The sequence below is a fragment of the Candidatus Moraniibacteriota bacterium genome (assembly GCA_028688415.1).
Classification (GTDB): Bacteria; Patescibacteriota; Minisyncoccia; order Moranbacterales; family UBA1568; genus UBA1568.
Window position 1 is genome coordinate 756,415 of record JAQTYF010000001.1, and the last position, 18,941, is coordinate 775,355.

The 18,941-nt window shown below is 40.1% G+C and carries 18 protein-coding genes; 5 read left to right on the top strand and 13 right to left on the bottom strand.

Annotated elements, in window-relative coordinates; genetic code table 11:
- Window positions 1-6: 6 nt before the first annotated feature.
- From PHH40_03635 to rpsO, 7 genes are all read right to left on the bottom strand, one after another.
- A complete protein-coding gene (locus PHH40_03635; GenBank protein MDD2766828.1) occupies window positions 7-435 on the bottom strand; it encodes a signal peptidase II in 429 nt (142 codons plus the stop codon).
- A gap of 7 nt (window positions 436-442) precedes the next feature.
- Window positions 443-787 carry a hypothetical protein gene (locus PHH40_03640; GenBank protein MDD2766829.1) on the bottom strand — a complete coding sequence of 115 codons (345 nt, stop codon included), beginning with the start codon at window positions 785-787 and terminating at the stop codon, window positions 443-445.
- A gap of 58 nt (window positions 788-845) precedes the next feature.
- Window positions 846-1,235, bottom strand: a complete 390-nt coding sequence (locus PHH40_03645) for a YraN family protein (protein ID MDD2766830.1) — start codon at window positions 1,233-1,235, stop codon at window positions 846-848.
- 990 nt (window positions 1,236-2,225) lie between these two features.
- A complete protein-coding gene (locus PHH40_03650) occupies window positions 2,226-3,356 on the bottom strand; it encodes a hypothetical protein (GenBank protein ID MDD2766831.1) in 1,131 nt (376 codons plus the stop codon).
- A gap of 97 nt (window positions 3,357-3,453) precedes the next feature.
- Entirely contained in the window at window positions 3,454-5,574 is a 2,121-nt protein-coding gene (pnp, locus tag PHH40_03655; GenBank protein ID MDD2766832.1) for a polyribonucleotide nucleotidyltransferase, read from the bottom strand.
- Window positions 5,575-6,003: 429 nt separating this feature from the next.
- Window positions 6,004-6,501 (bottom strand): NYN domain-containing protein, encoded by a 498-nt coding sequence (locus tag PHH40_03660; GenBank protein MDD2766833.1) that lies wholly within the window; start codon window positions 6,499-6,501, stop codon window positions 6,004-6,006.
- A 39-nt stretch (window positions 6,502-6,540) separates the two neighbouring features.
- On the bottom strand, window positions 6,541-6,807 hold the full coding sequence (gene rpsO, locus PHH40_03665; GenBank protein ID MDD2766834.1) for a 30S ribosomal protein S15: 267 nt from the start codon (window positions 6,805-6,807) through the stop codon (window positions 6,541-6,543).
- 182 nt (window positions 6,808-6,989) lie between these two features.
- Between rpsO and PHH40_03670 the strand changes: the two genes are divergently transcribed.
- Complete coding sequence (locus tag PHH40_03670) at window positions 6,990-7,307, top strand: hypothetical protein (GenBank protein MDD2766835.1); 318 nt, start codon at window positions 6,990-6,992, stop codon at window positions 7,305-7,307.
- Between the two features lie 68 nt (window positions 7,308-7,375).
- Here PHH40_03670 and PHH40_03675 read toward each other — a convergent pair whose 3' ends face one another.
- The 6 genes from PHH40_03675 to PHH40_03700 form a co-directional block, all read right to left on the bottom strand.
- Window positions 7,376-8,089 (bottom strand): class I SAM-dependent methyltransferase, encoded by a 714-nt coding sequence (locus PHH40_03675; protein MDD2766836.1) that lies wholly within the window; start codon window positions 8,087-8,089, stop codon window positions 7,376-7,378.
- 176 nt (window positions 8,090-8,265) lie between these two features.
- Window positions 8,266-9,084 carry an isopentenyl phosphate kinase gene (locus PHH40_03680; protein ID MDD2766837.1) on the bottom strand — a complete coding sequence of 273 codons (819 nt, stop codon included), beginning with the start codon at window positions 9,082-9,084 and terminating at the stop codon, window positions 8,266-8,268.
- 25 nt (window positions 9,085-9,109) lie between these two features.
- Entirely contained in the window at window positions 9,110-10,294 is a 1,185-nt protein-coding gene (ispG, locus tag PHH40_03685; GenBank protein ID MDD2766838.1) for a (E)-4-hydroxy-3-methylbut-2-enyl-diphosphate synthase, read from the bottom strand.
- Between the two features lie 23 nt (window positions 10,295-10,317).
- Entirely contained in the window at window positions 10,318-12,765 is a 2,448-nt protein-coding gene (gene gyrA / locus PHH40_03690) for a DNA gyrase subunit A (GenBank protein ID MDD2766839.1), read from the bottom strand.
- 88 nt (window positions 12,766-12,853) lie between these two features.
- Window positions 12,854-13,198, bottom strand: coding sequence for a hypothetical protein (locus PHH40_03695; protein MDD2766840.1), 345 nt, complete (start codon window positions 13,196-13,198; stop codon window positions 12,854-12,856).
- 29 nt (window positions 13,199-13,227) lie between these two features.
- Window positions 13,228-13,887 (bottom strand): MBL fold metallo-hydrolase, encoded by a 660-nt coding sequence (locus PHH40_03700; GenBank protein MDD2766841.1) that lies wholly within the window; start codon window positions 13,885-13,887, stop codon window positions 13,228-13,230.
- Between the two features lie 342 nt (window positions 13,888-14,229).
- Between PHH40_03700 and PHH40_03705 the strand changes: the two genes are divergently transcribed.
- The 4 genes from PHH40_03705 to ftsH are packed head-to-tail and all read left to right on the top strand — an operon-like array spanning window position 14,230 to window position 18,939.
- Window positions 14,230-15,438, top strand: coding sequence for a S1 RNA-binding domain-containing protein (locus tag PHH40_03705; protein MDD2766842.1), 1,209 nt, complete (start codon window positions 14,230-14,232; stop codon window positions 15,436-15,438).
- Window positions 15,439-15,495: 57 nt separating this feature from the next.
- On the top strand, window positions 15,496-16,068 hold the full coding sequence (locus PHH40_03710; protein MDD2766843.1) for a hypothetical protein: 573 nt from the start codon (window positions 15,496-15,498) through the stop codon (window positions 16,066-16,068).
- Window positions 15,974-17,047, top strand: coding sequence for a tRNA lysidine(34) synthetase TilS (gene tilS / locus PHH40_03715; GenBank protein MDD2766844.1), 1,074 nt, complete (start codon window positions 15,974-15,976; stop codon window positions 17,045-17,047). Before PHH40_03710 ends, tilS begins: the two co-directional genes overlap by 95 nt.
- A gap of 50 nt (window positions 17,048-17,097) precedes the next feature.
- Complete coding sequence (gene ftsH, locus PHH40_03720) at window positions 17,098-18,939, top strand: ATP-dependent zinc metalloprotease FtsH (GenBank protein MDD2766845.1); 1,842 nt, start codon at window positions 17,098-17,100, stop codon at window positions 18,937-18,939.
- Window positions 18,940-18,941 lie beyond the last annotated feature (2 nt).

Below are 18,941 nucleotides of genomic sequence, written 5' to 3' on the forward strand. Positions count from 1 at the left end.
AAAATCTCAAATATTTTCTGCATGTTCTCTCCGCCACTTCCATACTACTCCGATGACTCCGAGAGTAAGAGCAATATCAGCTATATTGAATACAGGAAGAGAAAAAATAGCGATATAATCCATTATACAGCCAAAAGTAAAGCGCTCCAAAATATTCCCCAGACCACCAGAAAGTATCAAGAAGAAGGGCCAGCCACCGAAGAAAGAAGAAAAGAGTTTATTACGAAACAGTATTATGATAATCATTATGCCTACAGCACTTCCGAGAGACAACCAGGAAGGAATCGAGATACCGAATGGTCCATTATAATTACACACAATTTCTCTATATGGAGAGAAAAAGAGCCAGAGATGAAGCCAAATTTGTACCCAAATAAAAAAAACCACAAAAAGTACTGGAATGAATACTTTTTGCAGTTTTATCAAGTCGAACATACGTCTGTTATGCCACTGTACGTGCGGAAGGATACGCCATCAAACGATCAGTATTGATTTGTTCTCCTGTTTTCTCACAAACGCCATACGTTCCTTGTGTCATCTTTTCCAGAGCATCATTCACATCTTTCAATTGAGCTTCGAGATTGACTTCCAATCCAAGATTATCGATATATCCTTCTACCTCAGTTGTATTGTCTTCTAAATCAGTACCGAGTTGTTCAATTTGTGTTTCATAGTTACCAGCGATATCTGTCGATTTTGCAAATACAGAAAGCTCTGCTTCCAAACGGGCTTTTTCTTCCATCAGTTTGCTTTTGAGAGTGGCCAGTGTTGTTTCATCAAGTGCCATAGAATTGTACCAAAAAAATTATTCTTAACTTCAGTGTACCAAAAAAATGGTACTTTGTCTACAAAAAGATATGCTCCAAATGTCGTATAAAAGCTTTTTTGGACGTTTCATCATAGAGGATAGCGAGTGCATCAAAATGATAGGGCATTGATTGACACTTTTTTTCACGCAAATAGTACGCTACAATACGTTCCAATTTATGAAGCTTTGCTCGTGTGATACTCGATTCAGGGACGAGAGCACCTCCTTCTCTTCCTAGACGTGTTTTTACCTCAACAAAAACAAGTTCTTTCCCTTTCTTTGCCACAATATCGATTTCTCCTAATCGTCGGCCAGAAGTATTACAATAATTTGTTTCAAGAATCGTGTATCCTTTATCCTTCAAGTATCGACAACCAAGTGATTCACCAAGCGATCCAGATTCTGATTGTACAAAAAATGTTCCCATACGTATGAGATTATTCTACCACGTTCAAAAATAATCAAGAAAGGAATCGATATTAATAGAAACCTTTCTTTTTATGACAAGAATCTTTCTGGGAGAGTTGGAGTTTTTTTGAGCACGGTGCCGTCGTTTCGACGGATCAAAAAAAGTCCATAAGAGAAGTTCAAACGCTTCGGTGAACGAATGACTCCCAGGAAGGTTGCTTGTTATAAAAAGAATCAACATCTATCTTCTCTATCTACGTCAGATGTAGATTATAATTACCCCGCATGCCGCGGGGTTTATTGTTTGTAGCTATGCTAAACGCATAGACAAACAATAAAAAAACGGCCTTTGAAGCCATTATAGTGTTTATTGATTGTACCCGGACGGATGAAATGTTGGTGTCCGGGCGTACGACGCCCAAATAGTAAAATCTTGGCTGTACGCCCGAACGTTGCATGTGCCAACAGGTATGTCGGTTATGTAGCTTCCGGGTGAGAAAGCATAATAATCCATTGATCATTCCTGTAGTTTGTGCTCATGCTATTTTCGCATTTGTCCTAACTGGCAAATACTTCTCCCTTCACCGTTCTCTGGCACGTAGCCTTTTGTTTTTTTTGAAAGAACGATTTTTTGTTTCTTTTTGTTTTTTTCCTGGGTTTTTATTTTTCAGGAAGAACAAATTTTGTTTTTATTTTGGTCCTCGTGTTAGGGCGAGGCGGTTTCGATACATTGTCGAAACACTTGAACAGTGATGGAGGTTTCATCCACAACAGATTATTGAGAAAGAAAAATCCACCACCGTTTGAGAACATCTGGTAAAGGAAAGATTGTCAAAGATCATCACTTACAAATTCATTATAGCAGAAAAATGGTCTTGGGTCAACGGAGAGAGACGTCTTTTCCTTTGTCGTCGGCATTCTTTCCCTTCTTTTCTTTTTCTTTTTTCTTTTTTCTTTTCTTCAAGAAAAAAAGAAGTCGCCGACTTTATTTTTCTTTTCTTTCAAGCCTTTATTTCACATTCTTATCAAGGATAGCTGTCAATGTATTTTTACTGGTTCCGATATACCAATGATTTTTCGTGATCGCATAATCCAGAGAGATATTTTTTTCAGTATCCACATTTGCATAGCGTATCGCAATCGGAGCAGTATTCATCGAAACACGAGAAGTATACACATTAGATTTAAAAGATGTAGATTGAGAAACAGTGATATTTGGTCCAAGGAGCAACATTCGTAAAGCGTACGGAAGTGTATTTTCACTCTTGGAAAGTAACGAGACAACAGCTGTCTGATTTTTCAAAAGCAAATCTAGACCAATACGTACTTTTCCTGCATCGTTATACATATAGAGTGAAAAAGATTCATCAATATTTGAAAGCAGTTCAGGATTCATTTCCAGCTTAAGAAGAAGTGCAAAACGACTAAATGCTAATTTATTATTATTTTGATCAGTGATAAGAAACTCGACTGGTTGTTCGATCGAAGCCTCGCTGATACGTGTCGATACAGAACGAAGCGTATTTCTGATGTCTTCGACAGATACTGTTTCGATATTAAGAGGAAGATAATTAGCGGTATTCAAAGCATAGGGAGACACCAGAGGAACAGTTTCTTCAACTACCGCTGGTACCACTTTCTCTTCGGATGTTTGCGTTGCTGACACAGAAGAAGTCGCTCTTACAACAATAAAATAATAAGCAATTCCACCACACGCAAGCAAAACAAGTAGAACGATTATTGCGATCCAGAGCACTTTTTTTCCTTTTGGAGCATCGAGTTCAATGTTCGTATCCGAAGTATTTGACACTCTCCCTATTTGTGTTTCTTGTGCTTGTTTGGGAGGTATTCCTGATTGTGGTTTTGGCGCTACCGCAAAAGGATTGACAAACTGTTCAGTATTAGCGGTTACTGGAATTGTTTCAGTTATTTTTGCGATATCTTGCTGAAAAGGATTCTTTGGTCGAGACTGTTGAGAAGGTAATGGAGCAGAAGTAGAAGCAGGAGTAATGGGCACCGGAACTGAATTATGTTCCTGAGCAATAGGAGAAGAAATATTGATGTGATTCTTCAGTGCATCAAGATCACTTTGCATTGTCCGAACTGCAGGCGTTTGATTTTTTGCATCAAGGAATGACATAGAAAAAATTTATTGCAGATAAAAGAAAGAGGAAGAGCATTCTTCCTCTTCATTATACCATCAAATATTTTTTTTGCACAAACTCTTTGCAAAAAATTTATTTTTCTTCAGCAGATTGATGAAGCGTTGCCTTGTGCGAAAGATTGATACGTCCTTGATTATCGATTTCTTTCACAAGAACAGGAATGATATCGCCAACATGCACAACATCTTCGACGTTTTCTACACGCTTATCAGAAAGTTCTGAAATATGAATGAGTCCTTCTTGGTTGGGTAATACTTCAGCAAAAGCTCCAAAATTCATAATACGTGTGATACGTGCCTGAAACAATTCTCCTGCTTTTACTTCACGAGTGATATTATTCACCCATTCTACCGCCTTGGCAGCACTTATTTCATCGGCTGAGGTAATAAATACTGATCCATCGTCTTCAATATCAATAGAAACACCTGTTTCATCGATAATCTGATTAATCATCTTGCCACCAGGTCCGATAACATCACGAATTTTTTCTGGATTGATATGAAGTGTGATAATACGTGGAGCGTACGGAGACATTACTTCTCGAGGGGCAGGAATCACTGCGAGCATTTTTTCGAGTATTTCGAGACGAGCAATTTTGGCTTGAGCGACAGCGACACGGAGTACGGCAGGTGTTAGTCCATCGATTTTCACATCCATCTGCATAGCAGTAATACCATCTTTCGTTCCTGCTACTTTGAAATCCATGTCTCCATAATGATCTTCGAGTCCCTGAATATCAGTAAGAATCTTGTAAGCACCGTCTTTTCCTGTGATGACACCCATAGCGATACCTGATACTGGCTTACGAATCGGTACACCCGCATCCATAAGTGACAGTGTCGAACCACAGGTCGAAGCCATGGAAGAAGATCCATTAGAAGCGAGTACTTCTGAAACCAAAATAATTGTATATGGGAATTCTTCACGAGAAGGAAGCACTGGAACAAGCGCTTTTTCTGCTAATGCTCCATGACCGATTTCACGACGTCCAGGTCCACGCATCGGACGTACTTCTCCGACTGAATAGGGAGGGAAATTATAGAAATGAATATAACGCTTCTTCTCATCTGTTCTCATGGTATCAACAACCATTTCATCACCAGGAGCACCAAGTGTTGTGACTGTAAGCGCTTGTGTTTCACCACGAGTAAAAAGTCCAGTACCATGTGTTCGAGGAAGAACACCTACTTTACACCATATAGGACGGATTTCTGTCAGCTTACGACCATCTGGACGCTTTTCTTCTTTGAGAACATTTTCGTGAACGATTTCATCAGCGACCTCATCAGAAATGAGACTGAGAAGTTCATCCATTGAACTCTGTTCTGGATAGGTTTCTTTGGCCCAGAGAGCCACCTTGGCAGAAATAGCAGACATTTTTTCTTCCATTGCTTGTTTTGGCAACAGATAGAGAGCTTCTCCCCATCCTTCTTTCAAAAAAGCTTCTTTCACAGCTGTTTCAAATTCCTCTGATCCACGGATGAGTGCTGGCTCTGATTTTATCTTGCCAGCTTCGATACGTACAGCATCGATAAACTCTGTAATTTTTTGAATAGCTATAAATCCAAATTCAAATGCTTCAATCATTTTGTCTTCGAGGATTTCATTGCCACCTGCTTCGATCATATTGATCTTTTCGTGTGTTCCTGAAAGAAGAAGATCGAGAGCGCTCGACTTCACTTCTTCCACAGTTGGATTGAGGATAAATGACCCATCAGAAGTAAGTCCAACACGTACAGCAGCAATCGGACCATTCCACGGAATGTTAGAAAGACTGAGTGCAACAGAGGCGGCAATCATCGCAACTGTATCATAGTTGTTCTCGCCATCATACGAAAGTGTTGTGAGGACTACTTGTACCTCGTTTCGCATACGACTGTCAAATAAAGGACGAATCGTGCGATCCACTGCTCGTCCAGAGAGAACGGAATCATCCGATGGACGGCCTTCACGCTTGATAAAACGAGATCCTTTGATCTTTCCTGCAGCGTAATAACGTTCTTCAAAATCTACCATGAGAGGGAAATATCCCGTAATTCTCGAGGCACCCTTGCTCATTGTGGCTGTTGCCATCATCACTGTATCGCCGTAGCTCACTGTGACAGCACCACCCGCCTGCTGTGCCCACAATCCAGTGACGATTGTCAGTTCGCGTCCTCCGATCTGGAGAGACCATTTTTTTTCTTCTTGCATATGATATACCCCTTTGAAGACAAGAGTAGAGAGAGGATTCAAAGCACAAAAGTCAGAAAGTAAAATATTTTCACTCTCTGATCTTTGAGATTTGAACTCTTTCAGCCATTTCTTGGCTATAAATAAGGTTATTAATGAATACATTTGCCCTTGTACTCTACCGAAAAAATCACCTTTTGTCAATAAATTTTGAAAGATATTCTTGATTTTAAATATATTTTTTCACAAGAATTTTTCTGGGAGAGTTAGAATTTTTTTGAGCATGGTGCCGTCGCATCGACGGATCAAAAAAAGTCTATAAGGGAAGTTCACCGCTGGGTGAACAAACGACTCCCAGGAAGATTGCTTGTGATAAAATATATATATACAAAAAAACTCCAAGAAAAAAAGTTCCACATACAGTGGAACTTTTTCACTTTTGATAAAAGATTATATCAAAAATCGTTTTTTATTCTCAGAAAGATTGATGAAGTCATCTACTTGTTCAATAAGCTTTTGACTCGCAGATTCTGCAAAAGCAATCACTTCTACACGACAACCGCTAATACTCTGGATATATTCTACAAGCGAGACATAATCTCCATCGCCAGAAACAATGACAACAACATCGAGTTTTGCCGCCATTTTAATGGCATCAACAGCAATTCCAACATCCCAATCCCCTTTTTTCGATCCATCAGGGAAAATCTGGAGGTCTTTGGTCTTCACTTCAAATCCGCTTTTTTCGAGTGCTTCGAAGAATTTTTCTTCTGTCGCTTCAACGGTTTTGATGCCATAAGCAATGGCTCGAATAAGCTTACGCTCACTCGTCGCTGCGAGAAGCACATTCTTGAAATTTACTTTCTTGTTATAGAGAACGCGAGCGCTATAATACAGGTTTTGTATATCAACAAGCACGCCAACCCTCTGTTCTGCAAACTTTGCCATAATAATATTACTAATGAGTCTCTCTAAAAACAAAAGAGCTTACTTAAGCTCCAGAGTTTTGATGACTTCTTTATAAGATTTTTCATTGGTCTTTTCGAGATAGCTCATCAGTTTCTTTCGTTTGGAAACCATCTTGAGCAATCCACGACGGGAATGGAAATCTTTCTTGTTTTTCTTCAAATGCGTCGTCAATTTCTTGATTTGCTCAGTAAAAAGAGCGATTTGATATTCTGGCGATCCAGTATCTTTATCGTGTCGCTTTACTGCTCCCGTTACCTTTTCCTTCTGCTTGTGCGTCAGTGCCATGGCTTTGTTCAGCTCTATACTCGTGAAAGATACTTTCTCTCACCAACATATGCTATATAAAATATATTACTTTCACACAATACCATACACTTCTCTGTTTAGCAAATTATTTGACTTTTGAAAGAGGAAATGTTTTACCAAATCGTCCCTAATCCGAGGACATTTACAAAAAGGAATAAAAGATGACAAACGAAGACGCAGGGGTAGGCGTGCCAAGCGTGTTGCACCTCGAACGGAAACATGGCCCTAAAAAGAATTGGAGAAAAATGGCCATTTCCGCTCGCAAGAAAAAAATCGAGCTTAAACTCGGTAATGATCTGCCCTCTGATGGCAGGATCTTCGCCTGGTTTACTCCTCAGGCAGTGATTCTCCAGCCGAGTTTCAAGATCACTGTTCGGGGCAATACGGTACGTCCGTATGAAGAAGTAACCATCCCACGAATGAGCGGTCAGCATGACCTCACCATCTGCGGCGTCAAGTACGGCGCTCGCGCCAACTAAGGCGCATCATATTTCGAGAAACCCCTCGAAAAAAACGGCCCGAGCAATGTCTCCGGTCGTTTTTCATTTTACTTCCTCCCAAGAAAAAAATAATAATCCGCCACGGTACGACCAATGAGAAATATTTTTGTAATTTGTATATCATGGAGACCGCTTTTTTTCAAAAGTTTCTTCAACTCTCTCTGATTATACGCTCGTAAATGTTCTGGATGTCTCCCAATAGTTTTCTTCCCCCAATCACCCGATGCTGTCGGCACGTGTCCTATTATCATACCCCGATCCTTTACCACACGCATCGTTTCCTTCATCAACATTTCTGGGTCAAGAACATGTTCCAGAATAAAAGTCAGAATCGCATAATCAAATATCTCTTCCTTATATGGCGTGTGTTCAGCCCATCCAATAAACACTTTCAATCCTTTTTCGGACGCCTTCTCTCCTAAGCTTGGGCAAATCTCACTTCCATACACCTGACATTGTTTCTGTTTGATAAGGAGACGCCCGATTCCACCAGAATTACAACCAACATCATAAACAAGTGAATTTTTCTTCACACTTGATAAAATATTTTTTACTCTGATATACTCCGGGGAACTTTTTTCATAATATCCGAGTGCATCCGCATCTTCATATTGATGATAGAGTTTGATGTATTGCTCTCTATCCAGAGTAAGGTCGATAGGTTTTTTTATCATCTCATTTTGGAGAAGCATCTTACGATCGTGTATTTTTATCTCTGATACACCAAAATTTCGAACTCTTTTTCGTTCAACAACGCTCATATGCCACCTACCGTTCTGAAAATAATATTCACATTCTATATTTTGACAAGACCTATTTTCTATCTTTTCTTTTATGAAAACTTTACTTCCTCCATAAGTAGTTTTTTTGAATTTTTTATGAACTGGATATTTCCGTATTTGTGAAAAAGTGAGATACCGTTCCATACGCTCATCGTTTAATATACAATTTCAGTACCAATAGACTCACCAAGCAAAGCTTTGGTTATATTTCCTTCTATAAGACCACTAAAGATTCTCACCTGAGAATCAGAACAAATATTTTGTATACAATATATTTTTTCAATCATGCCTCCTGAATGATCGATTCCCTTCAAACGATTTGAAACAAATGTTTCCATTTGTGAATCACTCGTAGAAAATACTGGAAGAGGATGTATTTTTTTCTGAATATCTTCAGAAGAACCATAGATTCCATCAACATCAGACATAAAAAGAAGTTTCTCTGCATGGAGATCTCGTGAAAGCAAACAAGCCAACGCATCCCCTGAAAAAATTCTACTCCCTTTCTCACTATCAAGTATTAAATCCCCATGCAATACCGGAACGATATCTAATGATAATGCTGTACGAATAGCATCAAGAAATACTTTAGGAGTATTTTTTTGAAACGAAACAGTAATAGCGCTCGTTTGTATTGGCCATGCCGGAATACCAGCATCTTGCAAAGATTTTGTTACTCTGTTATTCAGTTCATTCATGGCAAGATGAATTTTTGCAGCAGCTATTTTGTCTTGTTTCGTAGAAATAATGCCAGTTTTCAATGTATCGACAAGACCATATCTATCAAGCAATGGGTGTGTCATACCTCCACCGCCATGCACAATAATCAAAGATGATTTTTCCTTGTGCATACCAAGAGAGATTTCGATCGCCATTCTTCTGAGGAAATTTCGCCTGAGACGTGCTTGACTTTGATCTTTATATGTTATACAACTACCACCAATTTTCAATATTGTCAGATGTGAATTCTTCATTCCTTATAAAGAAATTGGATGTTTCTTAATTTTTTGGTTCTACCCAAGCTCCCTTTTCTTTAATAAGTGCCACCAGAGCATCTACTGCTTCAGTTTCTGGGACATCACGACGAACAAGTTCTTTTTTGTAGTAGAGGTTGACCATCTTTGGCCGACCACCGACATAAGCGAAATCTGAATCAGCCATTTCCCCAAGTCCATTCACGACACAACCCATCACAGCAATACGCACACCAACGAGCTGTTTCGTACGTTCCTTGATCATATTGGTTATCGGCTCGAGATCGAAAAGTGTACGCCCGCATGACGGACAAGAAATAATTTCTGTTTTCGTAATACGTCTGCTCGTCGCCTGAAGAATACTATAACAAACATCCAACTCCGTTTCTTGTTTTTCTGTAAGCGAAACTCGAATAGTATCTCCGACACCTTCCATAAGTGCCGTACCGATACCAAGTATCGATTTGGCGCGACCTTCCTCGCCGTTCCCCGCATGTGTCACGCCCAGATGGATCGGGTAATCCATACTTTCTTTCTCCAGTGTCGACACCAGCAAACGATTGGCTTCGATCATGACCAATGGGTCAGAAGATTTCATGGCCACAACAATATCATCGAAACCGTACTTATGAAAAATACGTAAATACTCCATTGATGATTCCACCATACCTACAGGAGTATCACCATAACGAGACATAATTCGATCAGAAAGAGAGCCATGATTTGAGCCTATACGAAGGGCCTTTTTTGACTTTTTAGTGGCTTCGATAAAAGGAATAAGACTCTTTTCGATACGCTCCAATTCTTTCTGATAACTTTCATCGGTAAATTCAAAATTTCTAAAAATTTTTCCATCAAGAAAGTTCCCTGGATTGAGACGTACCTTATCAGCCCACTTGAGTGCTTCGAATGCTGCTGCTGGCAAGAAATGAACATCAGCAATGAGCGGAATATTTATACCGTCCTTAAGCAACATCTCACGAATTGGTCCGAGCGCCTGTGCGTGTTTGGGTGTCGGAGTGGTCAATCGAATGAGTTCTGCGCCCGCTTTCACACATGCCTTGATCTGAGCAACTGTAGCAGAAATATCGAGTGTATCCGTATTCGTCATGGTCTGTACTCGGACAGGATTTTCTCCACCGATACCGATTCCCCCAACATTGACAACGCGTGTCTTCCTTCGTGGCTTGAGAGCTTTAAAAGAATTCATACAAATATTGTTAAAAAATATTTCTAAAGAATCGTAAATGCTGCAACGCCGTCCCCTGCTTGTGGCTTCATCACACGCACACCCTGAGTCACTCGTCCGAGGAGCGGTACACTCTTAAATGGAATACGAATAATTGTTCCTTTTTCAGAAGTCAGAATGAGATCATCTTCAATATTTTCCATACTCACAATTTTAGCTCCGACGAGCTTGCCTGTTTTCGGCGTAACTTTCATCGTTTTGATTCCTGATCCACCACGTTTTTGAACTTTATACGATTTTAATTCACTTCGTTTACCATATCCGTGTTGAGAAAGAATAAGGAGTTCAAGTCCTTTTTCCCCTTTTGGAAGAATATCCATACCAACGATCTTATCGATATTTTTGAGCTTCATGCCTTTGACACCAGAAGCATTACGTCCCATCGGTCGAACATCCGTTTCTTTGAACCGAATAGCTTGACCATCATTGGTTGTGAGTACAATATCATCAGAACCGGTAGTCGGACTCACCCAACCGAGAGTATCGCCTTTTTCAAGTCCGATAGCGATAAGTCCGCTTCGACGAACGTTTTCGAAATCTTCCAATTTTGTTTTCTTGATTGTTCCTTTTTCTGTCGCCATAAAAAGGTATTTGAACGCATCATTGTTATTGAAGGCGATCATGGCAGTAATCTTCTCTTCTTGAGCAATTTGCAAGAAATTGACAATTGCTTGACCTTTGGAAGTGCGAGTTGATTCGGGTATTTCATACGCTTTCGTCTGAAATACTTTGCCTGTATTTGTGAAGAACATCAAATTATCATGCATTTCTATAGACAAGACATGTGCGATGCGGTCTTCTTCTTTGGTCGTCGCTCCGATAACACCCTTTCCGCCACGCTTTTGGACACGATAGACACCAGGATTCATTCGTTTGATATATCCATCTTCTGTGAGTGTGATGATTGCCTCATCATTTGGGATGAGATCTTCTTGCTTGAATTCCGTCACGCCAGTCTTGATGACTTTTGTTCTTCTTTCGTCGCCAAATCTGTCTCTCACTTCGATAAGCTCACTCTTCACCAAACCAAGAATCTTCTTACGATGCTTGAGCAAGTCTTCGAGATAAGCAATCATCTTCATTTTTTCTCCCAATTCGTCTTCTATCTTCTTCCGTTCCAAGCCTGCGAGTGTCTGAAGTCTCATTTCCAAAATAGCCGTTGCCTGCAAATCAGAAAGCTTGAATTTCTTCATCAAATTCACATGGGCCTCTTCTTTCGTCGGAGATTTTCTGATGGTTTCGATAACAGCATCAATAAAGTCCAGCGCTTTTTTCAATCCTTCGAGGATGTGTGCTCGTTCTTTGTTTTTCTTCAGATCATATTCTGTGCGACGCACCACAACTATTTCTCGGTGCTTGATATAGTGTTCGAGAATAGACTTGAGTGTAAGAATCTGCGGATCAACACCATCTACCAGTGCGAGCATATTCACATTGAAATTCTTTTGCAGGTCGGTCATTTGATACAGCTTGTTCAATACTTTCTGAGGAAAAGCATCTTTTTTCAGATCAATAACAATTCGAACTCCGTTTCTATCTGATTCATCGCGCAAATCTTTGATACCTTGAATTTTGTCGTCTTTGACGAGATCGGCAATTTTGATAATGAGTGATGATTTGTTGGTCGCATAAGTCATCTCCGTCACAATAATCTGAAACTGACCAGTTTTATTCTCCACTATTTCCACTTTGGCTCGACTCAGTATTGGTCCTTTGCCAGTTACATAAGCTTCACGAATATCTTTGACATTGTAAATAATTCCTCCTGTTGGAAAATCAGGTCCCTTGATAAATTGCATCAGATCATCAATGGTCGCTTCTGGAAATTCAATTAAATGACAAATACCGTCCACCAATTCATTCAGATTATGTGGAGGAATGTTTGTTGCCATACCAACAGCAATGCCGACCGTACCATTCAAAAGCAGTTGTGGAAGTTTCGCAGGGAGAACAAGAGGCTCTTCATGCATACCATCGAAGTTTGGGATGAAATCCACGGTATCTTTATCAATATCAACGAGCATTTCCTCTGCAATTGCCTTGAGCTTGGCTTCTGTGTAACGATAGGCGGCAGCGCTATCACCGTCCATCGATCCAAAGTTACCTTGTCCCCATACCAGTGGATATCGGAGTGAAAAATCTTGTGCCAAACGCACCATAGTGTCATACACAGCGGTATCACCGTGTGGATGATATTTTCCGAGCACCTCTCCGACAACTGTTGCTGATTTACGAAATTTCGAAGTCGATCGAAGACCGCTCGACCACATAGAGTACAAAATACGGCGATGCACCGGCTTGAGTCCATCTCTCACATCAGGCAAGGCACGAGCAACGATCACGCTCATTGCATAATCGAGATACGATTGCTTGACCTCATCAGTGATTGAACGCTGTTCTATTTTTCCATCGTGAAAAGCTTTTTCTTCCATAAATCGATTATTTTCAGCTTGATTATATATCAAATATACCTTTCTTCGTCTACGAATCCTTATCTTATCTCAATATCACACAAAATAATTATGGATTTGTCGATGTTTCAGTTTCTGTATTTTGTGTATCTTTACGAAATTGTTCATTGAAATAATCTGATTGATCTGAAGCAGAGTCAGGGAGGATCGGGGTAGCCTTTTGCAAAAGACTGTTCAAAGAAGGTTGCTCTTCTTTGGAAGAATCTGCTTTTTCATCGTTCGAAGACTGAGGAACGCTTTTTCTTAAATTCTGGACACTTTCTTCGAGAGAAAGAAGCCAGATACTCACGACAAAAAACATCGAGACGAAAAGGGAGAGAAATACATATCGCATTCGAACTTGTTCCGGCTTTTGACGAATTTCTTCAATTTTTTTCCAAACGTTCAATGGCATATCCTCTTCATTATTCAAATAACTCTTCCTTACATCCCTTTTTCAAAAAGAACAATTTCCATTTTCTTCTCATCGAGATCTTTCTTCTTTATATTCAATTTGGCAATTTTTTCTGATGGACAATTTCCAATAGCATCGCAAAAGGATTTCTCTGTATCAAGATCAAGTGTTAGTCCAGGTATTTTATAGTGCATAGGGATAACCAGTTTCGGTTCTATTTTACGAACTAATTCAGAAGCAGTTTTAGTATCCAGTGTATCTATGCCTCCTACAGGAACAAACAAAATATCAACTCCGTTTAATTTTTCCAACGTCTCTCCGGCAATATCAGAACCAAGAGCACCAAGATACCCGATGTGAATATCTTCACTCTCAAAAATAAAGACTGTGTTTTGACCTCTCTCGCTCCCTGCATTTCCATCACGATACGAAAGAAATCCGAGTGCAGATACACCTTTTACAGCGTATTCCCCTGGAGCATCCAAAACCACTACTTCTTCTTTCAGTGTATCAACCGTTTCCTCTTTTTTCCCATGAGACAAGAAAACAATGTCGACTTGACCCTGAGGAGAACGGAGTCCTGCTCCTTTTTGTAACGGATCAGTCCAGATTATAACATCTTCTGTCGCACGACCTGCAGGCTTTGTACTAATTTTAAAACAAAAATCGCCGTAATACTGTATATTCATAATTTGAGATAAATAAACTTTCAAAAAAACCGAATACTCTCGGATGTTGCCCAGTATATCACAGTTCTTTTTGCTCTGTCCATGAGAAACCCTCTTTTCGAAGAAAGTTGTGCTTACTCCTTGCCAAAAGAGACTTTTTCCTATAGGATAAAAAGTATAGAAAGTAATCGGTGTCTTGTTAAAGATTAACACAACTGAATACAAGGATGCTTCAATCTTTGACTTCTCGAGTCGTTTTTCTCAAACACCCAGACACATTGGTGTTTTTTGCTTTTTAATAGCCATTTGCTCAATTTAATTTTTTATCGCGAGAGAGCAACTCGCACTCATTTTTAGTATATTATGACAAAAAGTACACAATCTGCAGAAGTCATCGAGAATCCATCTGCTATGGACACTCTCTTTGCAAAACATGTTATAGAGATCCCTGAAATAGGGTCAGTTATTCAAGGAACGGTCATTTTTGTGGCATCCAGCTATGCCTTGATCGATCTCGGTTCTGTCGGAACTGGTATTGTTCTCGGAAAAGAAATGCGCGATGGCCTTGGACCAGAAGGAAAACTCAAAGTTGGCACAACAATCACTGCCACGCTCATGGATTATGAGAATGAGGATGGTTACATAGAACTCTCCATTCGTGAAGCTTCTTACGAAAAATCTTGGGATGATATCGAACACAAACTCACGAATCGTGAAGTACTAACTACCAAAGTCATTGAAGCAAACAAAGGCGGACTCATGATCGAAATCAACGGTATTCCTGGATTTCTCCCTGTTTCCCAGCTCTCGAGCGAGCACTATCCTCGTGTAGAAGATGGAGACAAAAACAAGATCTTGGATCTTTTGAAGAAACTGATCGGACAAGAAGTGCACGTACGTATCTTGGATGCTGATCGTGAAAACGAAAAACTCATTGCGAGCGAAAAGGCTGCGCAGAGCGAAAAAGAACGAGAACTCATCAATCTTCTCCGTGTTGGCGAAGTGGTCAGCGGTGAAGTGAGTGGTGTTGTTGATTTCGGTGCTTTCGTCAAATTCACACCTGCTACCAAAGAAGGAGAGAAGAAATCTGTAGAGAAGCTCGAAGGTCTCGTTCATATTTCTGAACTCGCTTGGCAACTTATCGATGATCCACGTGAAGTAATCAAGACTGGTGATCACGTAGAAGCCAAAATCATCGGCATTGAAGATACTCGCATCTCCCTTTCTATGAAGGCATTGAAAGAAGATCCTTGGACAGCCGTTCTTGAAAAATACAAGATTGGCGATATCGTTCCTGGAAAAGTCGATAAAATCAATCATTTTGGTGCATTCGTCTATCTGAACAAAGATATTCATGGATTAGCTCATGTCAGTGAATTTTCTGAGGTCTATCCTGGAAAGAAAATTGAGGAGGTATTCAAAGAAAATGAAACATACTCTTGGAAAATCCTTTCTATCGAACCAAAAAGTCATCGTATGGGACTTCTTCCCGTCAATGAGAATGCTCCAAAAGAGAAATCAATGAAAAAAGAAGAGGAAGTCAAAGAAGAAGTAGAGAAGAAAAAAGCATAAGCTTTATAAAAACGCCCTGCTCATCCAGGGCGTTTTTGTACAAGAAACTCAAGAAATATGAAAAATGTTTTTATTATCTCTGGTCCGGCAGGGTCAGGGAAAGATGCGATTATCAATGGATTGGAAAAACTTATCCCATTGTCACGCGTCATTACGACAACCACTCGTCGTCCTCGTCATAATGAAACCGATGGGAATCCCTATCATTTTCTTTCACGAGAACAATTCCTTCAAAATATAGCGGAAAAAAAATTTATTGAATATTCTGTCAATGAGAACGACGAGCTCTATGGCGTCACCTTTGAAGAACTTGATCGCGTAGATCGATCAGGGGCAATCGGTATATGGAAAATGGACTGGAAAGGAGTGATTTCTGCAAAGAAACTTTTTCCAAACATCATTGCAATTTTCATACACGCACCAATGAATATTCTCGAAGCTCGTCTCCGCAAACGTGATAGTGCACAAACAAACAAAAACTATTTCGAGGATCGTATGAACTATACCAAAGAATGGCTTAAGCATACAGATATTTATGATTACACCATCGAAAATGAACAGGGAGAGCTCGATCAATCTATCGAACAAGTCGCTTCCATCATCGAGGATTGTACCAAAAAAATCGTCTAAAGATGCTCTCTCTCCTTTCGTGCGTCGTTTTTTGAGACGTGTCCAAAACACAGCGTCCACATTTGATCTTTGGGAAGAAGGCGAAAGCTTTATTATCGGAGTTTCCGGAGGACCAGATAGCCTCTGTCTCCTAGATGCGATGACACTTCTTCAAAAAAAAATGCACTTCTCTTTTCATATTGCTCATGTAAACTACCATTTACGAGGAAAAGATTCGAATAACGATGAACTTCTCGTACGAGAAACGGCAGAAAAATATTCTCTTCCTCTCACCTGTTTTTCTTGTGACACACATTCTTTTCGCCATTCAGAAGAAACGATGCGCGACCTGAGATATGCCTTCTTCGAAAAAACACGCATTGATCAAAAAGCTGGGAAGATTCTTATTGCTCATAACCAAAATGATCAAGCAGAAACGCTTCTTATGAGACTTTTACGAGGTTCTGGATTATCAGGACTTTCCTCTATGAAGGCGAAAAATGGTCATATTATTCGGCCACTCATCGAAATGAGTCGTGATGATATTATGCGATACTTACAAGAACGTAACATTTCTTTCCGAGAAGATACCAGCAACAAAGATGTTTTATATTTCCGTAATCAAATTCGTCATATTCTTATTCCTTTTCTGGAACAACGCTTTCAACCAAAAATACGGCCGATTCTTGCAGAGACAGCACTTCTTCTTGGTGAAGATTATGCTCTCCTCGAACATATTTCCACTTCTTTTGTCGTAAAAGAAACCCCTACCTCAAAAGAATTTTCTTGTCGTGATTTCCTTTCTCTCCCTCCTGCTCTTATGACACGCGAATTACGTTCTCTCGTTCGTCCATTGCTCGAGGGGAAAAATCCTTCTAAAAAGCTCTTAGGGGAACTCCTTAAAGTACTCAAAAGTACCAAAAACAAGACTCAGACCGTAACATTTCAAGGGTTGAAATTTATACGAAAAGGTGATACAGTAAGACTACTCAATTTTTGAGAATACGATCATTATATCATCATTATTTAATTGTTATTGAAAATATCTTTATGGAAAAAATGTTTAAGAATCTTTTTACTGTTATTCTCCTTTTTTTGCTTGTTTCTGGAATTATCATTCTTTCTCAATCGCCAGAAAAAAAGCCTGCTGAAATATCACTCAGTGAACTCGTGACAGAAATCAATCAGGATCAGGTAAAATCTGTTTCTATACAAAACAACACTCTCTCGATTGAACTTCAGGATGGATCCAAACAGAAAGCGAGTAAAGAAGGAGAATCTTCCCTCTCAGAAACACTGATGAATTATGGCATCAATACGGAAAAGCTAAAAAATATCACTATTACCGTCAAAGAAGATTCTGGTTGGTCATTGTGGCTCTCTGCGCTTCTCCCCTTTCTTATTCCTTTTCTGCTTATTGGAGCCTTCATCTGGTTTATGATGCGTCAAGCTCAGCGTGGTAATGCTCAGGCTCTTTCTTTCGGTACGAGTCGTGCTCGCATGACTGACCCAAAAGACAAAAAGAAACGAACCACCTTCGCCGATGTTGCTGGGGCAGAAGAAACGAAGAATGAGCTTGAAGAAGTAGTAGAATTCTTGAAATTCCCAAAAAAGTTTCTTAGCATGGGAGCAAAAATACCGAAAGGAGTCCTTTTGCTTGGTCCTCCAGGAACAGGAAAGACACTCATGGCAAAGGCAGTAGCTGGTGAGGCTGGTGTTCCTTTTTTCAATATCAGCGGTTCTGAATTCGTTGAAATGTTCGTTGGTGTTGGTGCGAGCCGTGTGAGAGATCTTTTCAAACAAGCTAAGAAAAATGCACCTTCTATTGTGTTTATTGACGAAATAGATGCTGTTGGTCGTCACCGTGGAGCTGGTCTCGGAGGTGGTCATGATGAACGTGAGCAAACTCTCAATCAAATCTTGGTAGAAATGGATGGTTTTGAAACAAACACGAGCGTCATTGTTATCGCTGCTACCAACCGTCCTGATGTACTTGATCCAGCCTTGCTTCGTCCTGGACGTTTTGATCGTCGTGTTACTATGGATCTTCCTGATATCAACGAACGCGAACAAATTCTTGTTATTCATACAAAGAATAAGCCTATTGAAAAAAACGTTTCTTTGCGTGTTATAGCTGAGCGTACTTCTGGTTTTTCTGGAGCTGATCTCGCCAATCTCGTCAACGAAGGTGCTATCCTTGCCACTCGTCGGAACAAGAAAACTATTGATATGTCAGAACTGACAGAATCTATCGAAAAAGTTATTCTTGGACCAGAGCGTCGCAGCCGTGTCATCAATAAAGAAGAAAAAGAAATTGTCGCCTACCACGAAAGCGGTCACGCATTGGTAGGGGCGAGTCTCAAATACGCAGATCCCGTGCAGAAAGTCTCCATCATTTCTCGTGGTCATGCGGGTGGGTATACGTTGGCAGTCCCTTCTGAAGACAAAAGCCTTCATTCTCATGATTATTTTCTCGATGAGCTCGCGATGCTTCTCGGTGGATATGCCAGTGAGAAACTTATTTTCAACAACACTACTACTGGTCCGTCGAGTGATCTCGAACGAGCAACACATATGGCACGAAATATGGTTACCCGTTACGGGATGAGCCGTCTCGGTGCTCGCACTTTCGGTAAGAAAGATGAACTTGTTTTTCTCGGTCGCGAAATGCACGAAGAAAGAGATTATTCAGAGAAAACAGCCCAAGACATCGATAATGAAGTCTCCACTCTTATAAACACCGCTCTCGAACGAGCAACTCAGATCTTAAATGACCGACGGGTCACTTTAGACATACTCGCAAAAACATTGCTTGAGAAAGAAATTCTTGAGAAAGAAGCCTTCGATGCTATTGTAGGTGAGAATCCTGCTAAAAAAATAGTGTCTGCTTAAGT